This is a genomic window from Curtobacterium sp. SORGH_AS_0776, assembly GCF_031453355.1.
In the GTDB taxonomy this organism is placed as follows: Bacteria; Actinomycetota; Actinomycetes; order Actinomycetales; family Microbacteriaceae; genus Curtobacterium.
In genome coordinates, this window is record NZ_JAVIYU010000001.1 from 1,054,127 (window position 1) to 1,073,761 (window position 19,635).

Genomic DNA, 19,635 nt, shown 5'->3' on the forward strand with positions numbered 1-19,635 from the left:
GGTCCGGCAACATGGCTGGCATGGCCACGGATCGGGAGGAACGGATCACCCCGCGCACGACGGCTGAGGTCGTCGACGGGGTCGGCCCACGACTGCGCGCGCTGCGGACGCGCCGTGCCGTCACGCTCGCGGCGCTCGCCGCCGAGACCGGGATCTCGGTGTCGACGCTGTCGCGGCTCGAGTCGGGCCAGCGGAAGCCCACGCTCGAGCTCCTGTTGCCGCTCGCGCGGGCGTACCAGGTGCCCCTCGACGACCTGGTCGGGGCGCCTCGGACCGGGGATCCGCGGGTGCACCTCGCGCCGGAGCGGCACGGCGGCCGGGTGGTGGTGCCGCTCACCCGACGGACCGGCGGCGTGCGCTCCTTCAAGCAGCTGATCCCGCCGGAGCCCGCGAACACCGATCGGTCCCTGCGGACGCACGAGGGCTACGAGTGGCTCTACGTGCTGTCCGGACGGCTCCGGCTGCTCCTCGGCGACCGTGACTTCGACCTCGGGCCGGGCGAGGTCGTCGAGTTCGACACGCACACGCCGCACTGGGTCGGGAACACCACGGACGAGGTGACCGAGGTGCTGTGCCTGTACGGGCCGCAGGGTGAGCGGGCGCACATCCGATCGCGGCCTGCCGACCGCTAGAAGACGTGTGCGATCACGTTGTCGAGGAGACCCGACGTCGGCGTGTTCGACTGCTGGACGTGGATGCCGACGTCGCCGCGCGTGTAGTACGTGTCGCCGTCGGTGACCGGGTACTGGCTGTTCTGCGTGATCTTCTGGCAGCGGTACCCGTAGCCGTCGAGGGAGCAGTCGTACCCGGACAGTGCTGACTTCAGGTGCGGGTACGCCTTGGTCGAGTCGACGGTCGCGACCCGGATCGACAGGAACGAGATGTCCGCCCGCGGGTCCTTCCAGACGCAGTAGAGCTGCTTGCCGTCCGGCTGGAGCACCGGGGTGAGGTCGTCCTTCGGCACCACCACCGGGTTCCCGACGACGGTCGGGTCGTTCAGCGGGGACCCCGCGAACGAGGAGTCCCACTTGCCCGCCGTGATGAGCGCCGTGCACGAGTCCGGGATCCGGCCGGCGTCGTCGTCGACCCCGGGCACCGGGGTGATCGTCGAGGTCGGACGCGGGGTCGAGCCCGGCGTGGTCGGGGAGGCGCTCGGAGTGGACGTCGTGCTCGAAGCTCCCGCGGGCGTCGTCCCGGTCGGGGCGGAGGCCGTCGTGCTCTGGGCGCAGCCGGTGAGCGCCAGCGCGGTGAGCGCGATCGCGATCGCCGTGGTTCCCGTGGTCCTGTTCCGTCGCATGCGCTCCCCCTGGTGCAGCCATCTCGGGCCTGTCGGCGGCCCGCGGCCGACGGTAGTCGTGCCGGTCTCCGGTCGGTCCGATCGTCATCGGATCGTGTCCTCGGCGGTTCCGGGCGGCGATGGGAGGATGACCGGGTGACCACGCCCACCGTCCCGCTCTTCCTCGACTGCGACACCGGCGTCGACGACGCCCTCGCCCTCACCTACCTGCTCGACGTCCCGCACGTCGACCTGGTCGGCATCGGTACGGTCTCCGGCAACACCGACGCGGCGACGGCGGCCGTCAACACCGCGGCGCTGCTGGCTCTGTGCGGCCGGACCGTGCCCGTCGTGGTCGGCGCGCACGACCCGATCGGCGGCTCGTACGGCGGCGGCGCACCGCACGTGCACGGGGCGAACGGCATCGGCGGGGTCGACCTCCCGCCGGGTGTCGCGGCCGCGGACGACTCCGCCGCCGAGCTCCTCGTCCGGCTGGCCCGTGACCGCGCAGCCGGTGACCGGAAGCTCGACGTCCTGGCCATCGGGCCGCTCACGAACCTCGCCGTCGCGCTCGAGGCCGAGCCGCGTCTGCCGGAGCTCGTCGGCACGCTGACGATCATGGGCGGTGCCGTGTGGGACGCGGGCAACGTGTCGCCCACCGCCGAGGCGAACGTCCACAACGACGCCGAGGCCGCCAGGCGGGTCCTCCGCGCCGGCTTCGACCTCGTGCTCGTGCCGCTCGACGTCACCCGGCAGCACCGCTTCGACGACGCCGATGCCGACCGGTTCACGGCGGCCGGCGATCCGCTCCGGGTCGCGCTCGGCACGATGCTGCGCAGCTACGTCGACTTCTACGAGTCGGTCGACCGCGTCCGTCGCGCACCGCTCCACGACCCGCTGGCGGCGGCCATCGCGGCGGGCGAGGTCGAGCCCACCGTCCGGACCACGCCGCTCGACGTGGTGGTCGGTGGGGCTGAGCACGGCCAGACGGTCCCCGCCGCGGACGGGCCGGCGGTCCGTGTCGTGGTGTCGGCCGACGACCGTGCGGCGGACGTCATCCGCGAGCGCATCCTCCACGTCGGCACGGTGTCGAACGGGTCGGTCGGGCGCGACGGCGTCGGTCGGTAGCGCAGCGGCAGGGCGTGGTCGCGCGGTCTCAGCTCCGCCAGACCACCCGCGGAGCCAGCAGGCGGTGTCCGGTCGACGCGGGCAGGACGGTCCGACCGGTGCCCATGAGCAGCTCGATCGCGGCCGCGGCGACCTCGACCAGGGGCTGCTCCACGCTGGAGATGCCCACCGCCTCGGCCACCGGGGTGTCGTCGTAGCCCACCACCGGCACCGCCGCCCCGAGCGCGAACCGGGCTCCGAGGGCGAGGGTGTCCGACGCACAGACGAGCGCGTCGAACCCGGCGCCGTCCTCGACCGCCGCCGCGACCGTGCCAGTGGCCGCGGTGACGTCGTCCTCGCACGTGAGCCCGGGGTCGTCGGGCAGCCCGGCCGCGCGCATCGCGTCCCGCCAGCCCCGTCGGCGCTCGTCACCCTGTCCGGACGGGCTCGGCCAGCCCAGGAACCCGATCCGGCGGTGCCCCTGCGCCACCAGGTGCTCGGTCGCGACGTGCACGCCCGCGTACCCGTCGACGTCGACCCAAGGGTGCGGCGCGGCGTCCATGTCCGGCAGCCCCCACGGCCGGCCGAAGGTCACGAAGGGGATGTCCCGGGCGCCGAGCCACGCTGCGCGGGGATCGCCGTGGAACGTCGAGGTGAGGACGAACCCGTCGACGTCCGAGCCCTCGACGAGGCGTTCGATGTGGGCGAGTTCGTCGTCGACGTCGGTGGCGGTGAAGAGCAGGATGCGCATCCCGCGCAGGTCGGCACACTCGACGAGCGCGTGCAGGAAGCGGTCGAGCACGGCGCCGGAGATGCCGTGCACCGGTTCCAGCCGGACGCCGAGCGTGGAGCTCTGGCGGGTGCGGAGCCGACGGGCGGATGCGTGCGGCCGGTACCCGAGGTCGTCGATGGCTGCCTGGACCCTGGTGAGCGTCGCGGGGCGGACGACCTCAGGCCGGTTCAACGCGTTCGACACCGTCTGCCGTGAGACGCCCGCGGCGAGGGCGACGTCGGCGACGGTGGCGGGATGCGACATGGGGTTCACCGTAGCGCCTCGCAGGTGTATGGTCGACTCGTTTGATCGATCAAATTTGAACGATCGAAGTACTGCACTCGACGAGGAGTCCCCCTGATGCAACGACGCACAGCACGCATGCTGACCGCGGGAGCGATGGCGCTCACCGCAGCTCTGACCCTCTCCGCCTGTGGCTCCGGCTTCTCGAGCTCGGGCGGCAACGGTTCCGGCGGTGGCGCCGCGAAGCTCACCTCGAGCGACGACCCCCTCACCGTCCTCATCGGCTCGTCGGGCGACGCCGAGACCGCCGCCGTGAAGAGCGCCGCCGCCGCGTGGTCGAAGTCCTCGGGCACCGGCGCGACGGTGCAGCCGGCGAACAACCTCGACCAGCAGCTCGCCCAGGGCTTCGCGGCCGGCAAGCCCGCCGACGTGTTCTACGTCAGCACGTCGTCCCTCGCCGGGTATGCCGCGAACGGCTCGCTGTTGGCCTACGGCGACCAGCTCGAGGACACGAGCGACTTCTACCCGACGCTCACGAAGTCGTTCACCGTGGACGACCAGCTCTACTGCGCGCCGAAGGACTTCTCCACCCTCGCGCTGTTCATCAACACGAAGGACTGGAAGGCAGCCGGGCTGACCGACAGCGACGTCCCGACCACCTGGGACCAGTTGCGGACGGTCTCCGAGAAGCTCACCCGCGACGGACGGGTCGGACTCACGACCAGCCCGCAGATCGAGCGTCTCGGGGCGTTCATGACCCAGGCCGGCGGTGCCCTGACGAACGGCGCCCAGACGAAGGCGACCGTCGACTCGGCCGCGAACGTCGAGGCCCTCGACTACGTGAAGGGCCTGCTCGACGACGGCTCGATGAAGTTCTCGAGCGACCTCGGCGAGAGCTGGGGAGGTGATGCGTTCGGCAAGGACAAGGCCGCGATGACGATCGAGGGCAACTGGCTCACCGGGGCGATGTCGTCGAGCTACCCGAGCGTGGACTACAAGGTCGTCGCCCTGCCGAAGGGCCCGAAGGGTTCCGGCACGCTGCAGTTCACGAACTGCTGGGGCATCGCGAAGGACTCCCCGAACCAGAAGGCAGCGCTGTCCTTCGTCGAGAAGATGACGAGCACCGACCAGCAGCTCGCCTTCGCGAAGGCGTTCGGTGTGATGCCCTCGGTCGAGTCGGCCGCCGGCACCTGGAAGCAGGAGTACCCGCAGTACGCCGCGTTCCTCGACCAGGCGGACGCCGCCCAGGGCCTGCCGAACGCGTCCGGGACCGCCGACGTGATCGCCGACTTCGACTCGAAGCTCGGCAGCCTCAGGACGACCGACACCAAGACCCTGCTCGAGGGCGTCCAGAAGAACATGGCCGCCGCGCTGAAGGGCTGACGGACGTGTCCCGGAAGAACCGTGCCGAAGCCGTCTCGGGCTGGCTGTTCACCGCGCCGACGATCATCGTCCTCGGCCTGTTCCTCGCCGTGCCGGTGGTCATGGCGGCCTGGGTCAGCGTGTCCGACTGGCGGGGTGTCGGCAGCCCGTTCTCGTCCGACGTCTCCTTCGTCGGCGGGCAGAACTACGCCAAGATCCTCGGCGGCGGGGGCCTCGACGAGCAGAACTTCGGCACCGCGCTGCGGAACAACCTCTGGTACGTCGTGTTCGTCGTCCCGCTGCAGACCGCCGTGGCGCTCGGGCTCGCCCTGCTCGTCAGCGGTCGGGCACTGCGCGGGCGCGGGTTCTTCCGGACCGCGTTCTACTTCCCCTCGGTGACGAGCTCGGTCGCCATCACCGTCCTCTGGCTGTTCCTGTTCTCGTCGACGGGAGCCGTCAACAAGATCATCAGCTGGGCGGGGATCAACGGACCGAACTGGTTCAACGAGCCCACCGGCCTGTTCCACCTCGGCGCAGGCACACCACCGGCCTTCCTCGCCGACCACACGATGCTCGGCATCTCGTGGTGGGAGGTGGCTCGCCGGTCCGTCGGTCGCGATGACCGCGTTCATCCTGCTCGCGGTGTTCACGACGAGCGGCACCTTCATGCTGCTGTTCATCGCGGCCCTGCAGAACCTCTCGCCGGAGGTCGACGAGGCAGCGATGATCGACGGCGCCGGGTCCTGGACGCGGTTCTGGCGGGTCACCCTGCCGCAGCTGCGCCCGACGCTCTTCACGGTGCTGACGCTCGGGCTGATCGGGACGTGGCAGGTCTTCGACCAGATCTACACGGGCACGAAGGGCGCCCCGGCGAACACGACGCTCACGCCGGCGTTCCTGTCGTACACGTCCGCGTTCCAGAGCCAGCAGTGGGGCGTCGGCGCAGCCATCGCCTTCATCCTGTTCGGCATCATCGTCGTCTTCACGCTGCTGCAGCGGTGGGCGCTGCGCGACCGCCCGGTGTCCCGCCGCCGGATGCGGTGGATCGAGAAGGGGAGCACGCGATGACCAGCGCACCCACCCCGGCGACCGCAGGCGGCGGGACCGAGCCGACCCGCGCCTCCAGGGCGGCACTGCCAGGAGGCGCGGTGCCGGACCTCGGCGCCACCACCGTCACGCAGGCACCCGGCCCGGGCCGGCGGCCACGTCGGCTCACGCCGCGGAGCGTGGTGCTGCTGGTGTTCGGCGTCCTGATCGCCGTCGTCTACCTGCTGCCGTTCTACGTCGCGATCGTGAACGCGTTCAAGACCGACCAGGACGCCTCCCTGCACCCGCTGGCGCTCCCCGTCACCTGGACCGGCGCGGCGTTCCAGACCCTCTTCGAGAACTCCGACTTCGGGATCTGGGCGATGAACTCGATCATCGTCGCGGTCTTCGTCACGCTCGGCCGGATCTTCTTCGACTCCCTCGCCGGGTACGCGTTGGCGCGACTGCGGTTCCCGGGTCGCCAGACCGTCTTCGCCCTGCTCATCGCCGTCATGGCGGTGCCGGGCGTGGTCCTGCTCATCCCGAAGTTCCTCGTGATCAACCAGCTCGGCATGTACGACTCGTACTCGGGCATGATCGTGCCGTTGCTCGTGGACGCCGCCGGGGTGTTCATCATGAAGAACTTCTTCGAATCGATCCCGGTGAGCGTCGAGGAGCAGGCGAAGATCGACGGTGCCGGCACGTTCCGGACCTTCTGGTCGGTCGTGCTCCCGATGGCGCGTCCGGCCGTCGTGACGATCACCGTCCTGTCGTTCCAGGGATCGTGGAACGAGCTCGCGCACTTCATCGTGTCGACCTCGTCGCCCGACCTCACCACGCTCACGAAGGGCGTCGCATCACTGGCGTCGGGCGCGCTGAGCGCGGGGAACCAGTTCCCGGTCAAGCTCGCGGCGGCCTTCGTCATGACCATCCCCGTGGCGGTCGCGTTCTTCGTGTTCCAGAAGCGCATCATGAACGGCAGCGACGGGGCGGTCAAGGAATGAGCACCCCGACGTGACCGCCACCGAACCCACGATCCTGGCCACCTGCGGCGGTCTGGTCGGCGGTGAGTGGGACGACTCGGCCTACGGTCCGCTCCTGTTCGAGGCCGTCCGGCTCGCCCGCGTCCCCGCCGGTCGGCCGCCACGCGTGTTGCACGTGAACACCGCCGGCGGCGACCAGCGGACCGTCGAGGGGGCAGAGCTCGCAGCGGCCCGTACGGCCGGTGTCGAGGCGTCGCACCTGCGGTTCTTCCCGAGACGGAACGTGCCGTCCCTGCGCGACGCCGTCCTCGGAGCGGACGTCGTCTGGGTCTCGGGTGGCTCCGTGGTCAACCTCCTCGCCGTGTGGCGTGCCCACGGTCTCGACGAGGTCCTGCGTGAGGCCTGGGGAGCCGGGGTGGTGCTCGCCGGTGGATCGGCCGGCGCGCTCTGCTGGCACACCGGCGGCGTCACGCAGAGCCACGGCCCGCAGCCGTCGGTCCTCGCCGACGGACTCGGCTTCGTGTCCGGCTCGCTCGGTGTCCACACCGACTCGGACCCGGAGCGGTCGCCGGTCTTCCGCGCGGCCCGTCGCGGCGGGGGACCTCCCGGCGGGCATCGAGCTCGACGAGGGCGTCGGCGTCGTCCACCGTGGGCGCTCGGCCACGTTCGCCGAAGCCGTCACCGACCACGACGGAGGCGGCGCGGTGCGCATCGCCCGTGCCCCCGGCAACCCGACCGGCATCCGTGCCGAGCCCCTGCCCGTGCGTCGCCTGCCGGACGCACCCCGACCCGCACCGAGCTGGACACCCAGCGCCTGGACCCCGTCCCCCGAACCCGTCGACGAGGAAGCCCCATGACCTCCACCACCACGAACACCACCACCGCCGCTGCCACGACCGCCACGCTGCAGCCCCTGCTCCACGACGAGGTCGCCGTCATCGCGGCACCGACGCAGGCATGGTCCGGTCGGGACGGTGCCATCGGCGCGAACCCCGTGCACGGCTACTGGACCGGCGACCAGCGGTTCGTCTCCGCCGTGCGCGTCAGCGTCGAGCACTCCGCGGTGGAACCGATCGCCGTCGTGCCCGCCGGTGCCCGCGAGGTCGTCTTCACCGGACTCCTGCGCGGCCTCGACGGTACCGGGGCCGATCCGGACGTCCGCCTCGACCGTCGTCGGACGGTGCGCATCGACGGGGTGGCGGAACGCCTGCGCGTCACGGATCGGCTCGAGGGGCCCGGCGCGACCACCGCGGAGCTCGTCGTGACCGTCAGGGTGACCCCGGACGCCGCCGGGATGGACGCGGTGAAGGCCGGTCACGGCCCCCAGCCGGTCCCCGCCGACGCCTCGGAGCAGACCGCATCGTGGACCTCGGGCTCCGTACGGGTCCGGCTCGACGCCCCCGGAGCATCCGTCCGCGTCGAGGACGGTGACGTCGTGCTGCGCTGGCGGACGGAGCGCGCGCACGAGGTCGACCTCGCGTGGGACTGCGCCGTGGAGACGCCCGACGCCGTCGTCACCGGCGTGACGACCCCGCGCCCGTTCGACGTCCCGGCCGGCGTGCAGGACGACCGGCTCCGGCGCTGGCTGGAGCGTGCCACCGACGATCTCGACGCACTCCGGCTGGCGCGGCCCGAGGGCGAGTTCATCGCGGCCGGCGCCCCTTGGTTCTTCACCCTGTTCGGCCGCGACGCGATCTGGGCCGCCCGCTTCCTGCTGCCTGTCGACACCAGCACCGCCGGGGGCACCCTCCGGGTCCTCGCCGCGCTGCAGGGCACCGCGGACGACCCCGCGACCGCCGAGCAGCCCGGCAAGATCATGCACGAGCTGCGCCAGGCGTCCCTGCCGGTCGACAACGACGAGATCTCCCTGCCACCGCTCTACTACGGGACCGTCGACGCGACGGCGCTCTGGGTGTGCCTGCTCCACGACGCCTGGCGTGCGGGGCTCCCCGACGCCGAGGTCGAGGCGCTCCTGCCGACGCTCGAACGCGCCCTGGCGTGGATGCGCGACGACGGCGACGCCGACGGCGACGGGCTGCTCGAGTACGTCGACGAGTCCGGCCGGGGGCTGGCGAACCAGGGCTGGAAGGACTCCGGGGACAGCGTGCAGTGGCGGGACGGCACCCTCGCCGACGGCCCGATCGCGCTGTGCGAAGTGCAGGGCTACGCGCACGAGGCCGCGGTGCACGGTGCCGACCTGCTGGATGCGTTCGGCCGTCCCGGCGGCGACGCGTGGCGTGCCTGGGCCGCGCGCCTGGCAGATCGCTTCCGCGACGCCTTCTGGGTGGCCGACGACATCGGTCGGTACCCGGCGATCGCCCTCGACGCCCGCAAGCGCCCCGTCGACTCCGCCACGAGCAACATCGGCCACCTGCTCGGCACCGGCCTGCTCACCCCGGACGAGGAAGCCGTCGTCGCAGCACGCGTCGTGAGCCCGGACCTGGCGAGCGGCTTCGGCCTCCGGACCCTCTCCACGACCGCCGCCGGGTACTGGCCGCTCAGTTACCACGGGGGCACCGTCTGGGCGCACGACACCGCCGTGGTGATCACGGGCCTCACCCGGTCCGGACACCACGACGAGGCCCGGGTCCTGTCCGAGCAGCTGCTCGCCGCGGCGGTGGCGTTCGACTTCCGGATGCCCGAGCTGCACGCCGGCGACGACGCGTCCGCCGTCACGCGTCCGGCCCCGTACCCGGCCGCCTGCCGCCCGCAGGCCTGGAGTGCCGCCGCCGCCTTCCCCGTCTGGGTGGCGCTCCGGTAGGCCGCCGTCGCAGGGATCCGGCGGTACGGTCGAGGGCATGACGACGACCCCGGACGACCTCGCCGAGGAGCTCCGCGAGTCGATCGGCCGGATCGTGCGGGCCACCCGGGCACTCACCGACGAGCTGCCGCAGGCGCAGAGCGCGAGCCTGGGCCTGCTCGACCGGCAGGGGCCGCAGACCATCGCCGAGCTCGCGCGGGCCCGCGGCGTGAAGCACCAGGGACAGTCGCGGACAGTCGCGGAACTCGAGGAGCGCGGCTTCGTGGAGCGAGGCGTCTCCGACGGGGACCGGCGGGTCTCGGTGATCCGGCTGACGGACTCGGGCCGCACGGTCATGCTCCGGGAACGGAGCGCCCGAGCCGGGGCGTTCGCGTCGGTGATCGGTTCCGAGCTGTCCGAGGCCGAGCGTGCGGCACTCGCCAGGGTGCCGGAACTGTTCGACCGCATCGCGGCGAGACTCGAACGGTGAACGCCCTCTCATCCGGATCGACCACGTCGATGTACAACACTGTTGTAGACTCGTCGACATGGAGCTGACGAAGTACAACCACGCCACCGTCGTCCTCGAGCAGGACGGCGCCACCCTCGTCATCGACCCGGGCACGTTCACGCCGGAGGGCGCCGACCTCGCGACGGCCGCCGTCGCCGTCCTCGTCACCCACGAGCACTTCGACCACTTCGACGTCGACGCCGTCCGTGCCGCCCTCGCCACGAACGACGCCCTCGTGGTGCGTGGGCCCGCCGCGATCGTCGACCAGCTCGGCGCGCACGACGGCCGCGTCGCCGCGGTCTCGGCCGGTGACGCGTTCGAGGTCGACCCGTTCTCGGTGCAGGTCTTCGGCGAGGAGCACGCCGTCATCCACGGCGACATCCCGACGATCGCGAACGTCGGCTACCTCGTGAACGGCGCCGTGTTCCACCCCGGCGACGCCTACCTCGTGCCCGGCGTCCCGGTGCGGACCCTGCTGCTGCCGACCAGCGGCCCGTGGACGAGCACCGCCGAGGCCGTCGACTACGTCCGCGCGGTCTCCCCGGAGCACGCCGTGCAGATCCACGAGGCCATGCTCAGCGAACTCGGGCAGCAGTCCGCCGCGCGGTTCCTCGGCCCGGACGGTCTCGGACCGGTGCCGGTGCAGATCCTGCCCGCCGGCGAGTCGATCACCGTCTGACGGACGTGACGCGCCCCTGAGAGGTGATCCGCGCCTCCAGGGCAGGGTGGAGGGATGCCCGACGCACCCTCCACCGCCGTCCTCTTCGACATCGACGGGACCCTCGTCGACTCGAACTACCCGCACATCGACGCCTGGTGGCGGGCGTGCACGGCAGCGGGCGAGTCCGTCGACGCCTGGCGGATCCACCGCGCGATCGGCATGGACTCGGCGAAGCTGCTCGAGGAGCTGCTGCCGGACGCCACCGATGAGCAGCGCGACACCGTCAAGCAGTTCCACACCGCGTACTACGCCGAGCAGATGCCGCGGTTGCGGCTCCTCCCGGGTGCCCGTGAGCTGCTCCGGTCCGTCGCCGACGCCGGTCACGCCGTCGTGCTGGCCACGAGCGCGCCCGAGGACGAACTCGTGCGACTGCGCGAACTGCTCGACGCCGAGGCGTGGATCACCGCCGTCACGAGCTCGGAGGACGTCGAACAGGCCAAGCCGAACCCGGGGATCATCGAGGTCGCACTCCGGAAGGTCGGCGTGTCCGCCGATGCTGCGGTGATGGTCGGCGACGCGATGTGGGACGTCGAGTCCGCCGGACGGGTCGGTGTGCCCTGCGTCGCCGTGATGACGGGCGGGATCGGCGGCGACGAGCTGCGCCGGGCCGGGGCGGCGGAGGTGTACGACGACGCGGCAGCGGTCCTCGCCGACCTGCGGGCCGGCCGGGGCCCCATCGCGGACCTGGCGAGCCGCGCCGGGGGAGCCGCCGGCAGCGGGGCGGGCGCGTGAGCGTCCGCGGCGTCGACCACATCGGACTGACCGTCCCCGACGTCGACGCGGCCAGCGCGTTCCTGGTCGACGCGTTCGGTGCCGAGGTGCTCTACGACACGCTCCCGGCCGACCAGCCTCCGAAGGGCGGTGCGGCGACGACGTCGCGCCTCGGTGTCCCCGGAGACGCCCGTGAGGTGCGGATCCGGATGCTCGCGCTGCCCGACGGCCCCGGCATCGAGCTGTTCGCCTTCGACCACGTCGAGCAGGACACCCCGGCGGTGCCGTCCGACCTCGGGTGGCAGCACCTCGCGCTGTACGTCGACGACCTCGACGCCACGCTCGACCGGGTCGTCGCCGCCGGGGCGACTGCGCTCGGCGCACCCCGCCCGCTGCCCGGGCCCGAAGCCGGCGACCGGAACCGGTTCGTGTACGTCCGGACGCCGTGGGGCAGCACCGTCGAGCTCCTGACCTACCCCGATCCCCAGCCCTACGAGGAGCACACGTCGCGCCGACGCTGGCATCCGTGACAGGATCGTCGGTCGTGATCACGATCGAACGCGTTCGGTGGGACGACCCCCGTGGTGTGGCGCTCCGCGCCCGCATGGACGAGGAGATGCACGAGCGCTACGGCGCCGCGAACGGCGACGAGGACCCGGCGGTGACGGCCGAGCGTTGCCGGGCGCTCGCCGTGGACCCGGCGACGATCATCACCTCGATCCTCGCGATCGACGAGGACGGCGAGGCCCTCGGGCACATCGCCGTCCGGCGCCTCGGTGACGAGGTCGAACTGAAGCGCCTCATCGTCCTCGCCGCCGCCCGCGGGAAGGGTGCGGCCACCGCGCTGCTCACCGAGGGGGAGCGCGTCGGGCGTGATGAGGGCGCCGCGCGGCTCATCCTGCAGACCGGCGACAAGCAGCCCGAGGCCGTGGCGCTCTACGAGAAGACCGGTTGGACCCCGATCCCGGTGTACGAGCCGTACGCCGCGACGATGCCGTGGTCGTTCTGCTTCGAGAAGGCGCTCTAGCGGTACCCCACTTCCACATTGCACTCTCAGTCCGATAGTGCAATTCTTGTCCGGTGAGCACCACCGAACGCACCCGCGCGCTGCGCCGACGCATGATCGTCGAGGCACGTCGGGCGACCATCGAGCACGGGCTGCACGGCTTCACGATCGAGCAGCTCTGCGAGACGGTCGGGGTGTCCCGGCGGACGTTCTTCAACCACTTCGCGTCGAAGGACGACGCCGTGCTCGGCATCGAGATCAACGCGGACGTCGAAGCCATCGACGCGTACGCCGCCGGCGGTGTCGTCGCGGCCGACCTCGAGCCGCTGGACTCCATCGTCGCGCTGGCGATCGACCAGTTCCACCGGGCCGGCATCGACCGCGCCGACGAGGTCCTCGTCCGCGGGGTCTTCGAACGGGAGCCGGCGCTCGTCGCCCGGTTCCTCTCGGCCACCGACGTGCAGCTCGGCCGCATCACCGACGCCGTTCGAGCGCGGTTCGGTTGGGGCGACGCCACCGACCGCCGTGCGCGGCTCGTCACCGAGGCCGCCGCAGGGCTGCTCAAGGTGACGGCGGAGACCTACTTCGACGACGCGTTCGACGAAGCCACGGGCCCCGCGTTCGACGAGCTGCTCACCCAGAACCTCCGCCTGATGAGGGCGGCCATCACGACCGGACAGGACACCACCGAATGAGCGCCACCGCGCCGGGCACGACCAAGCGTGCCCGCCCAGGCTCCGACGGACCGCTGCTCCTCACGCAGCGTCGGATCTGGATCATCTTCTCCGCGCTCATCGCGGGGATGCTGCTCTCCAGCCTCGACCAGACCATCGTCTCCACGGCGATGCCCACCATCGTCGGCGAGCTCGGCGGCGTCGCGCACCAGGCGTGGCTGACGACCGGGTACCTGCTCGCCTCCACCATCGTGATGCCCGTCTACGGCAAGTTCGGTGACGTCCTCGGTCGCCGCAACCTGTTCCTCATCGCGATCGCACTGTTCACCATCGCGTCGGCCGGTTGTGCCTTCGCCGGCGACTTCACCCAGCTCGTGGTCTTCCGCGCCATGCAGGGCCTCGGCGGCGGCGGCCTGATGATCCTGTCGCAGGCGATCATCGCGGACATCGTGCCGGCGTCCCAGCGCGGCAAGTACCTCGGCCCGCTCGGTGCGATCTTCGGCCTCTCGGCGATCGGCGGCCCGCTGCTCGGCGGGTTCTTCGTCGACCACCTCACCTGGAACTGGGCGTTCTACATCAACATCCCGGTCGGCATCGCCGCGTTCTTCGTGGCGTGGTTCGCGCTGACCCTGCCGAGCAAGAAGGCGACGAAGCGCATCGACGTCCTCGGCGTGCTCTTCATGTCCGCCGCGACGACGTGCCTGGTGTTCTTCTCGGAGTTCGGCGGCAGCAAGGACCACGGTTGGGACGCCCCGGAGACGTGGGCCTGGTTCGCCGGTCTCGTCGTGTCGGCAGCGCTCCTCGTCCTCGTCGAGTCGCGTGCGGCGGACCCCGTCCTGCCGCTGTCGTTCTTCAAGAACCGCACCTTCCTGCTCGCGACCGGCATCGGCCTCGTGCTCGGCATCGGCATGTTCGCGGCGATCGGCTTCGTCCCGACGTTCCTGCAGATGGCGTCCGGTACCTCGGCGGCGGTCTCGGGTCTCCTGATGCTGCCGATGATGGTCGGCCTGATCGGGACCTCGATCGCGTCCGGCAACCTGATCACCAAGACCGGTCGCTACCGGATGTTCCCGATCATCGGGACGATCCTGGTCGCCCTGGCGATGCTCGCGATGACCCAGCTCGCGGCGGACACCCCGATCTGGCTCATCTGCGCGTACCTGTTCGTCTTCGGCGCGGGCCTCGGCCTCATCATGCAGGTGGTCGTCCTCGTGGCGCAGAACGCGGTGCCCGCCGAGCAGGTCGGTACCGCCACGTCGACGAACAACTACTTCCGTGAGGTCGGCGCCTCCCTCGGCACCGCCGTCTTCGGTGCGCTCTTCACGGCGCGGCTCACGACGTCGCTCACCGACGTGTTCCGTGGCGCCGGCGGATCGGCGACCGACGCTGCGTCGTCGGCGGGCAGCATCGACCCAGCGACCGTGGCGAAGCTGCCGGAGGCGGTGCAGGACGGCATCGTGAACGCGTACGCCGACTCCCTGGCGCCCGTGTTCTGGTACCTGCTGCCGTTCATCGCGGTGGCGTTCCTGCTCGCGCTGTTCCTCCCGCAGATCAAGCTCTCCGACACGGCCGGCATGGTCGCCCGCGGCGAGGCGGTCGGCGGAGCCGAGGCCGACGAGCTCGAGCGTGCGCAGCGCGCGGGGCACGCGGCCGGCGCGGCCGAGCCGCAGCCGGAGCCGGCAGATGCCGGTCCAGACCGTTCGGAGCGCTGACCGCGCGATCCACGAAAGCGACAGTCCCCCGCGGGATCCCTGCGGGGGACTGTCGCTTCCCCGGCACGGACGTGCCGTGGCGGCGCCGATCTGTCGCTCCGGCGGGGTGGTCCGGACCACCCCCGGCCAGGAGGCGCGGTGCCAGCCCGCACCGCGCCTCCCGTCCGCGAAGGCGCGCGCCCACCGCGCCCCGCTCGCGAAAGCGACAGGCTGCCGCCGGATCTCAGCTGGCACCTGTCGCTTCCGCGGGATGATCGCCGCGCGTTCGCGGCACATCGTCGCTCTCGCGGCGCGAACCGCCGCGGTCCGCGACCGCGCGCGGCGCCCGCGCGCAGCCGCGGCGCGCGCTACGCGCCCGTGCTCGCGCGGCGCACCAGGCGCGTGGGGAGCGCCGCGGCCTCCGGCGCGGTGCCGTCGAGCGTCGCGAGCAACCGCAGCGCCGCGGCCCGGCCGAGGTCCGCGCCGGGGAGTGCGACGCTCGTCAGGGCCGGCGCCGTGACCGAGGACGACGGCAGGTCGTCGAACCCCGCGACGGCGAGTTCGCCGGGGACCGCGATGCCGAGCTGCCCGGCGACCCGGAGCACCCCGTACGCGAGGGTGTCGGCAGCCGCGACGACCGCCGTGACGTCGTCGTCCTGCCAGGCCTCGAGGACGTGCTCGGTCGCCGAGGCCGCGGCGTCCACCGTGAGGTCGGCGCGGGCGGTGACCTCGGCGACCTCGATGCCGGCGGCCGCGCACTCCTGTTCGAAGAGCTCCCGACGGACGCCGAACGTCGCAGCCCGCGAGGTCCCGTCGAGGTACCCCACCCGCCGGTGCCCGCGCTCGTGCAGGTGGGCGACGAGCTCGTGGACACCGGGGGAGAGGTCGTAGTTCACGGCCTCGGGTCCGCCGGGAGCGTCGAGCAGCACCACGGGGACGGTGGCGGTCATCGTCTCGTCGGCGGCGGGCGCATCCACCAGGATCCCGGCCGGGCGGAGCCGCTCGAACCGTCGGACGTCGGCGGCCACGGGCTGGGCCCCGCGCTCCGTGACGGAGAGCACGAGCTGGAAGCGGTCGCCGACGGTGTCGCGCACGCCGCGGATCACCTCGGCGAAGAAGGGGTTCGACAGGTCGGGGGCGATCAGGACGACGAGGTCGCCACTGCCCCGCGCGAGGGAACTGGCAGCGTGGTCGACGACGTAGCCGAGCTCGTCGACGGCGTCGCGGACCCTCGTGGCGATCGGCACGGAGACCCGGCCGCGGTCCTTGCCGTTCACGACGAGCGACACCGTGGCGATGCTCGTCCCCGCGCGCTCGGCCACCATCGCAGCGGTCACACGACGGCCGGGGGCGGCGGAGGATGGCACGCGTCGATGCTACCGAGCGCGGACCGCGCAGTTCGGTTCCGCCGCCGATGACTTGACGTCAAACGCTTGACGTGTTTCCATGTCAAACGCTTGACGTGCCGCGGGAGCTGATCCTCGCCGCGGATCCCCACCTCGTCGAGCCTCGACCTCCTGATCCCCGAAGAAGTGGAGCGCCCCGCGTGCCCGAGAAGATCATCCTCGACTGCGACCCCGGCCACGACGACGCCGTCGCGATCCTGCTGGCCCACGGCAACCCGGACATCGAGCTCCTCGCCGTGACGACTGTCGTCGGCAACCAGACGCTCCCGAAGGTCACCCGCAACGCCCTCGCCGTCGCCCGCATCGCCGGGATCACCGGGGTCCCGTTCGCCGCCGGTGCCGACCGTCCGCTGCTCCGCGAGATCGAGGTCGCCGGCGACATCCACGGCGAGAGCGGTCTCGACGGGCCGATGCTCCCCTCGCCGTCGTTCGAGCTGGACGAGCGGCACGCGGTCGACCTCATCATCGAGACCGTCATGGCGCACGAGCCCGGCACGGTCACCCTGGTGCCGACCGGCGGCCTGACGAACATCGCCCTCGCGGCCCGCAAGGAGCCCCGCATCGTCGAGCGTGTCAAGCAGGTCGTCCTGATGGGCGGCGGGGTGCACGTCGGCAACTGGAGCCCGGTCGCCGAGTTCAACATCGTCATCGACCCCGAGGCCGCCTCGATCGTCTTCGACGCGGGCTGGGACGTCGTCATGGTCGGCCTCGACCTGACGCACCAGGCGCTCGCGACGCCCGAGGTCGCCGAGCGCATCGCCGCCGTCGGCACCGCCCCGGCCGCGTTCGTCGGCGAGCTGCTCGACTTCTTCGGCCAGACGTACAAGGACGCCCAGGGCTTCGACGCCCCGCCCGTGCACGACCCCTGCGCCGTCGCGTACGTCATCGACCCGACCGTCGTCCGTGCCGTGAAGGTCCCGATCCACGTCGAGACGCAGGGCACCCTGACCCTCGGCATGACCGTCGCCGACTTCCGCGCGCCCGCGCCGGAGGACTGCCGCACGAGCGCCGCGATGGAGCTCGACCACGGACGGTTCTGGGACCTCGTCGTCGACGCCCTCGAGCGCATCGGCGAGACCCCGGACACCGGCTGGACGCCCCGGACCGCAGCCACCACGACCACCACGGAGCACTGACCCCCATGACCACCACATCGACGAAGAAGTCGATCGGCGCCCTCACCGCCGCGCTCCTCGCAGCCTGCATCGCGTTCCAGCTGAACGCGAGCATGCTCAGCCCCGCCCTGGTCACGATGGCCCGCGAGCTGCACACCGACGACGCCACGATCGGCCTGTCGCAGACGCTGTTCTTCACCCTGGCGGCGCTGTTCTCGCTGTTCCTGCCGCGCCTGTCCGACATCGTCGGCCGCAAGCGCGTCCTGCTCGGCATGCTCGCGGTGATGCTCGTCGGCAGCATCGTGGCGGCGCTCGCGGTCAACGTCCCGATGCTGTTCGTCGGTCGCATGATCCAGGGCGTCACCGGCCCGGTCGTCCCGATCGGCCTGCTCATCCTCCGCAACGAGATCGCCGACCCGAAGCGCTACGGCGCCGCCCTCGGCCTGCTCACCGCGGTGAACGGCGGCATCGCGGGCGTCGACGCGCTCGCCGGTGGGTGGATCGCGACGCACTTCGGGTTCCGCGGGATCTTCTGGGTCATCGCGATCGTCACCGTCGTCGCGGCGCTGATGGTCGCTGCGTGGGGCGTCGAGTCGAAGCCGTCGGCCGGCACCCGCATGGACTGGTGGGGTGTCCTGCCGCTCGTCGTCAGCGTCGGCGCGCTGCTCACCGCGTTCAACGAGGCGGGCAAGCTCGCAGCCGCCGACTGGGGCCTCGTGGTCGGTGGCATCGTCCTCGCACTCGTGGCCTTCGGCGTCTTCTGGGCCGTCGAGTCGCGGGTGCGCGAGCCCCTCGTCGAGACACGGTTCCTCAAGCGCCGTGCGACCTGGGCGCTGCTCGTCACGACCCTGCTCACCATGACGGGCGTGTTCGCGGTCGTGAACGGCCTCGTCACGAGCCTCGCGCAGAACCCGGACGCGGGCTTCGGCATGGAGGCCGACCTCGCCTCGCTCGCGTTCCTCACCCCGTACGCGCTGGTCGGCTGGATCGTCGGACCCTTCGCCGGCCGGCTCGCGCCGACCCTCGGCTACCGCGCCGTGCTGCGCGTCGGCCTGGTCGGGAGCATCGTCGCGACGCTCGTCATGGCGTTCGTCGGCGTGCACTCGCTGCCGGTGCTCATCGCCGCGACCGTGCTGATCGGCATCACGTACGCCGGCATCGCGAACATCATCCTGAACGGGCTCGGCATCGTGCTCTCGCCGGAGTCCAACCCCGGCTTCCTGCCCGGCCTCAACGCCGGTGCGTTCAACCTCGGTGCCGGCATCAGCTTCGCCGTCCTGCCCGCCCTGCAGATCGCGCTCGGGACCGGCGGGTCCGCGGGCACCGCCGGGTACTCCGGTGGCATGCTGCTCGGTGCCGTGATCACCTGCGCGGCACTCGCCACGTCCTTCCTCATCCCGCGCCCGGCCTCGGCCGAGACAGGAGCCGCCGCATGACCGGCATCGTCGTCGTGGGGAGCCTCAACGCGGACCTGGTGGTCCGCACGGAGCGCTTCCCGAAGCCCGGTGAGACCCTCCAGGGGTCCGACCTCGCGATCCTGCCAGGCGGCAAGTCCGCCAACCAGGCGGTGGCTGCCGGGAGGCTCGGGGGTGCCGTGCGCATGATCGGCGCGGTCGGCGACGACGGGAACGGTCGACTGCTGCGCGACTCCGTCGCGGCGGCGGGTGTCGACACGACGCACGTCGCCGTCCGGGAGGGCGTGGCCACCGGCACCGCCGTCATCACCGTCGACCGCGCGGGGGAGAACACCATCGTGATCTCCGCCGGCGCCAACGGCACGCTGACCCCGGACGACGTCCCCGCTGATGCCCTCGACGGTGCCGGCGTGCTCGGTCTCTGCCTCGAGGTCTCGATCGACGTCGTCCTGGCCGCCGCCCGCGCAGCGCACGCCGCCGGGGTCACGGTGCTCACGAACCTGTCCCCGTTCGGTGCCGTCCCGGCGGAGCTCCTCGAGCTGACCGACGTCCTGCTCGTCAACGAGCACGAGGCCGCCGAGCTCGGGGAGCACGGCGTCCGACGGTCGATCGTGACCCGGGGCGGCTCGGGCTGCGTCGTGCACGACGGGGACGCCGAGCCGGTGTCGATCGACGCCGTCCGGGTCGACCCGGTGGACACCACGGGCTGCGGCGACGCGTTCATGGGTGCGGTGGCGCTGCGCCTCGCCGCCGGGGACCCGCTGGTCGACGCCGCACGGTTCGCGGTCGGTGTCGGGGCGTACGCCGCGACGAAGGCTGGCGCGCAGGCGTCGTACCCGACCACCGCGGAACTGGAGTCGTTCCTGCGGGGCTGAA

19 protein-coding genes and 2 pseudogenes are annotated in these 19,635 nt (G+C 72.0%); 18 read left to right on the top strand and 3 right to left on the bottom strand.

What is annotated here, in order from left to right:
• Positions 1 to 20: 20 nt before the first annotated feature.
• The gene (locus tag QE359_RS05360) at positions 21 to 632 is read left to right on the top strand and encodes a helix-turn-helix transcriptional regulator (protein ID WP_309778083.1); all 612 of its coding nucleotides are present in this window, start codon (positions 21 to 23) and stop codon (positions 630 to 632) included.
• Here the strand turns inward: QE359_RS05360 and QE359_RS05365 are convergent.
• Positions 629 to 1,297, bottom strand: a complete 669-nt coding sequence (locus QE359_RS05365; protein WP_309778084.1) for a hypothetical protein — start codon at positions 1,295 to 1,297, stop codon at positions 629 to 631. The genes QE359_RS05360 and QE359_RS05365 overlap by 4 nt on opposite strands.
• Positions 1,298 to 1,432: 135 nt before the next feature.
• Here QE359_RS05365 and QE359_RS05370 point away from each other — a divergent pair, with 135 nt between their 5' ends.
• Entirely contained in the window at positions 1,433 to 2,404 is a 972-nt protein-coding gene (locus QE359_RS05370; protein ID WP_309778086.1) for a nucleoside hydrolase, read from the top strand.
• 28 nt (positions 2,405 to 2,432) lie between these two features.
• Here QE359_RS05370 and QE359_RS05375 read toward each other — a convergent pair whose 3' ends face one another.
• A complete protein-coding gene (locus QE359_RS05375) occupies positions 2,433 to 3,419 on the bottom strand; it encodes a LacI family DNA-binding transcriptional regulator (protein ID WP_309778087.1) in 987 nt (328 codons plus the stop codon).
• Between the two features lie 96 nt (positions 3,420 to 3,515).
• Between QE359_RS05375 and QE359_RS05380 the strand changes: the two genes are divergently transcribed.
• The 13 genes and pseudogenes from QE359_RS05380 to QE359_RS05440 all read left to right on the top strand — a co-directional run bounded on the left by QE359_RS05380 (position 3,516) and on the right by QE359_RS05440 (position 14,844).
• The gene (locus QE359_RS05380) at positions 3,516 to 4,781 is read left to right on the top strand and encodes an extracellular solute-binding protein (RefSeq protein WP_309778088.1); all 1,266 of its coding nucleotides are present in this window, start codon (positions 3,516 to 3,518) and stop codon (positions 4,779 to 4,781) included.
• Positions 4,778 to 5,828, top strand: a pseudogene (locus QE359_RS05385) (carbohydrate ABC transporter permease). The gene QE359_RS05380 and the pseudogene QE359_RS05385 overlap by 4 nt, the downstream one beginning before the upstream one ends.
• Positions 5,825 to 6,790: a carbohydrate ABC transporter permease gene (locus QE359_RS05390; protein WP_309778090.1), complete on the top strand. Its 966-nt coding sequence runs from the start codon at positions 5,825 to 5,827 to the stop codon at positions 6,788 to 6,790. Before QE359_RS05385 ends, QE359_RS05390 begins: the two are co-directional and overlap by 4 nt.
• 154 nt (positions 6,791 to 6,944) lie before the next feature.
• Positions 6,945 to 7,289: pseudogene (locus QE359_RS05395) on the top strand (Type 1 glutamine amidotransferase-like domain-containing protein); the annotation flags it as partial.
• Between the two features lie 16 nt (positions 7,290 to 7,305).
• Entirely contained in the window at positions 7,306 to 7,626 is a 321-nt protein-coding gene (locus tag QE359_RS05400) for a hypothetical protein (RefSeq protein WP_309780473.1), read from the top strand.
• Complete coding sequence (locus tag QE359_RS05405) at positions 7,623 to 9,530, top strand: MGH1-like glycoside hydrolase domain-containing protein (RefSeq protein ID WP_309780401.1); 1,908 nt, start codon at positions 7,623 to 7,625, stop codon at positions 9,528 to 9,530. Before QE359_RS05400 ends, QE359_RS05405 begins: the two co-directional genes overlap by 4 nt.
• A gap of 37 nt (positions 9,531 to 9,567) precedes the next feature.
• Entirely contained in the window at positions 9,568 to 9,999 is a 432-nt protein-coding gene (locus tag QE359_RS05410) for a MarR family winged helix-turn-helix transcriptional regulator (RefSeq protein WP_071296579.1), read from the top strand.
• A 58-nt stretch (positions 10,000 to 10,057) separates the two neighbouring features.
• Positions 10,058 to 10,699 carry an MBL fold metallo-hydrolase gene (locus tag QE359_RS05415; RefSeq protein ID WP_309778091.1) on the top strand — a complete coding sequence of 214 codons (642 nt, stop codon included), beginning with the start codon at positions 10,058 to 10,060 and terminating at the stop codon, positions 10,697 to 10,699.
• Positions 10,700 to 10,753: 54 nt separating this feature from the next.
• The gene (locus QE359_RS05420) at positions 10,754 to 11,473 is read left to right on the top strand and encodes an HAD family hydrolase (RefSeq protein ID WP_309778093.1); all 720 of its coding nucleotides are present in this window, start codon (positions 10,754 to 10,756) and stop codon (positions 11,471 to 11,473) included.
• On the top strand, positions 11,470 to 11,982 hold the full coding sequence (locus QE359_RS05425) for a VOC family protein (protein ID WP_071296581.1): 513 nt from the start codon (positions 11,470 to 11,472) through the stop codon (positions 11,980 to 11,982). The genes QE359_RS05420 and QE359_RS05425 overlap by 4 nt, the downstream gene beginning before the upstream one ends.
• Positions 11,983 to 11,996: 14 nt before the next feature.
• A complete protein-coding gene (locus QE359_RS05430; RefSeq protein ID WP_309778096.1) occupies positions 11,997 to 12,479 on the top strand; it encodes a GNAT family N-acetyltransferase in 483 nt (160 codons plus the stop codon).
• A 53-nt stretch (positions 12,480 to 12,532) separates the two neighbouring features.
• Entirely contained in the window at positions 12,533 to 13,153 is a 621-nt protein-coding gene (locus QE359_RS05435) for a TetR/AcrR family transcriptional regulator (RefSeq protein ID WP_070417197.1), read from the top strand.
• On the top strand, positions 13,150 to 14,844 hold the full coding sequence (locus tag QE359_RS05440; RefSeq protein ID WP_309778098.1) for an MDR family MFS transporter: 1,695 nt from the start codon (positions 13,150 to 13,152) through the stop codon (positions 14,842 to 14,844). Before QE359_RS05435 ends, QE359_RS05440 begins: the two co-directional genes overlap by 4 nt.
• A 347-nt stretch (positions 14,845 to 15,191) precedes the next feature.
• On the opposite strand, the gene QE359_RS05445 is transcribed toward QE359_RS05440, so the two are convergent.
• Entirely contained in the window at positions 15,192 to 16,190 is a 999-nt protein-coding gene (locus QE359_RS05445) for a LacI family DNA-binding transcriptional regulator (RefSeq protein ID WP_309778099.1), read from the bottom strand.
• 179 nt (positions 16,191 to 16,369) lie between these two features.
• Between QE359_RS05445 and QE359_RS05450 the strand changes: the two genes are divergently transcribed.
• The 3 genes from QE359_RS05450 to QE359_RS05460 are packed head-to-tail and all read left to right on the top strand — an operon-like array spanning position 16,370 to position 19,634.
• Positions 16,370 to 17,365, top strand: coding sequence for a nucleoside hydrolase (locus QE359_RS05450; protein WP_070417195.1), 996 nt, complete (start codon positions 16,370 to 16,372; stop codon positions 17,363 to 17,365).
• Between the two features lie 5 nt (positions 17,366 to 17,370).
• On the top strand, positions 17,371 to 18,780 hold the full coding sequence (locus QE359_RS05455) for an MFS transporter (protein WP_071303358.1): 1,410 nt from the start codon (positions 17,371 to 17,373) through the stop codon (positions 18,778 to 18,780).
• On the top strand, positions 18,777 to 19,634 hold the full coding sequence (locus QE359_RS05460) for a ribokinase (RefSeq protein ID WP_309778101.1): 858 nt from the start codon (positions 18,777 to 18,779) through the stop codon (positions 19,632 to 19,634). The genes QE359_RS05455 and QE359_RS05460 overlap by 4 nt, the downstream gene beginning before the upstream one ends.
• The last annotated feature ends 1 nt before the right edge of the window (position 19,635 follow it).

What these genes read in the sequence shown, in the direction of transcription:
- QE359_RS05360 (WP_309778083.1), top strand. Translation starts at nt 21, where the DNA reads ATGGCCACGGATCGGGAGGAACGGATCACCCCGCGCACGACGGCTGAG.
- QE359_RS05365 (WP_309778084.1), bottom strand. Translation starts at nt 1,297, where the DNA reads ATGCGACGGAACAGGACCACGGGAACCACGGCGATCGCGATCGCGCTC.
- QE359_RS05375 (WP_309778087.1), bottom strand. Translation starts at nt 3,419, where the DNA reads ATGTCGCATCCCGCCACCGTCGCCGACGTCGCCCTCGCCGCGGGCGTC.
- QE359_RS05380 (WP_309778088.1), top strand. Translation starts at nt 3,516, where the DNA reads ATGCAACGACGCACAGCACGCATGCTGACCGCGGGAGCGATGGCGCTC.
- QE359_RS05390 (WP_309778090.1), top strand. Translation starts at nt 5,825, where the DNA reads ATGACCAGCGCACCCACCCCGGCGACCGCAGGCGGCGGGACCGAGCCG.
- QE359_RS05405 (WP_309780401.1), top strand. Translation starts at nt 7,623, where the DNA reads ATGACCTCCACCACCACGAACACCACCACCGCCGCTGCCACGACCGCC.
- QE359_RS05410 (WP_071296579.1), top strand. Translation starts at nt 9,568, where the DNA reads ATGACGACGACCCCGGACGACCTCGCCGAGGAGCTCCGCGAGTCGATC.
- QE359_RS05415 (WP_309778091.1), top strand. Translation starts at nt 10,058, where the DNA reads ATGGAGCTGACGAAGTACAACCACGCCACCGTCGTCCTCGAGCAGGAC.
- QE359_RS05420 (WP_309778093.1), top strand. Translation starts at nt 10,754, where the DNA reads ATGCCCGACGCACCCTCCACCGCCGTCCTCTTCGACATCGACGGGACC.
- QE359_RS05440 (WP_309778098.1), top strand. Translation starts at nt 13,150, where the DNA reads ATGAGCGCCACCGCGCCGGGCACGACCAAGCGTGCCCGCCCAGGCTCC.
- QE359_RS05455 (WP_071303358.1), top strand. Translation starts at nt 17,371, where the DNA reads ATGACCACCACATCGACGAAGAAGTCGATCGGCGCCCTCACCGCCGCG.
- QE359_RS05460 (WP_309778101.1), top strand. Translation starts at nt 18,777, where the DNA reads ATGACCGGCATCGTCGTCGTGGGGAGCCTCAACGCGGACCTGGTGGTC.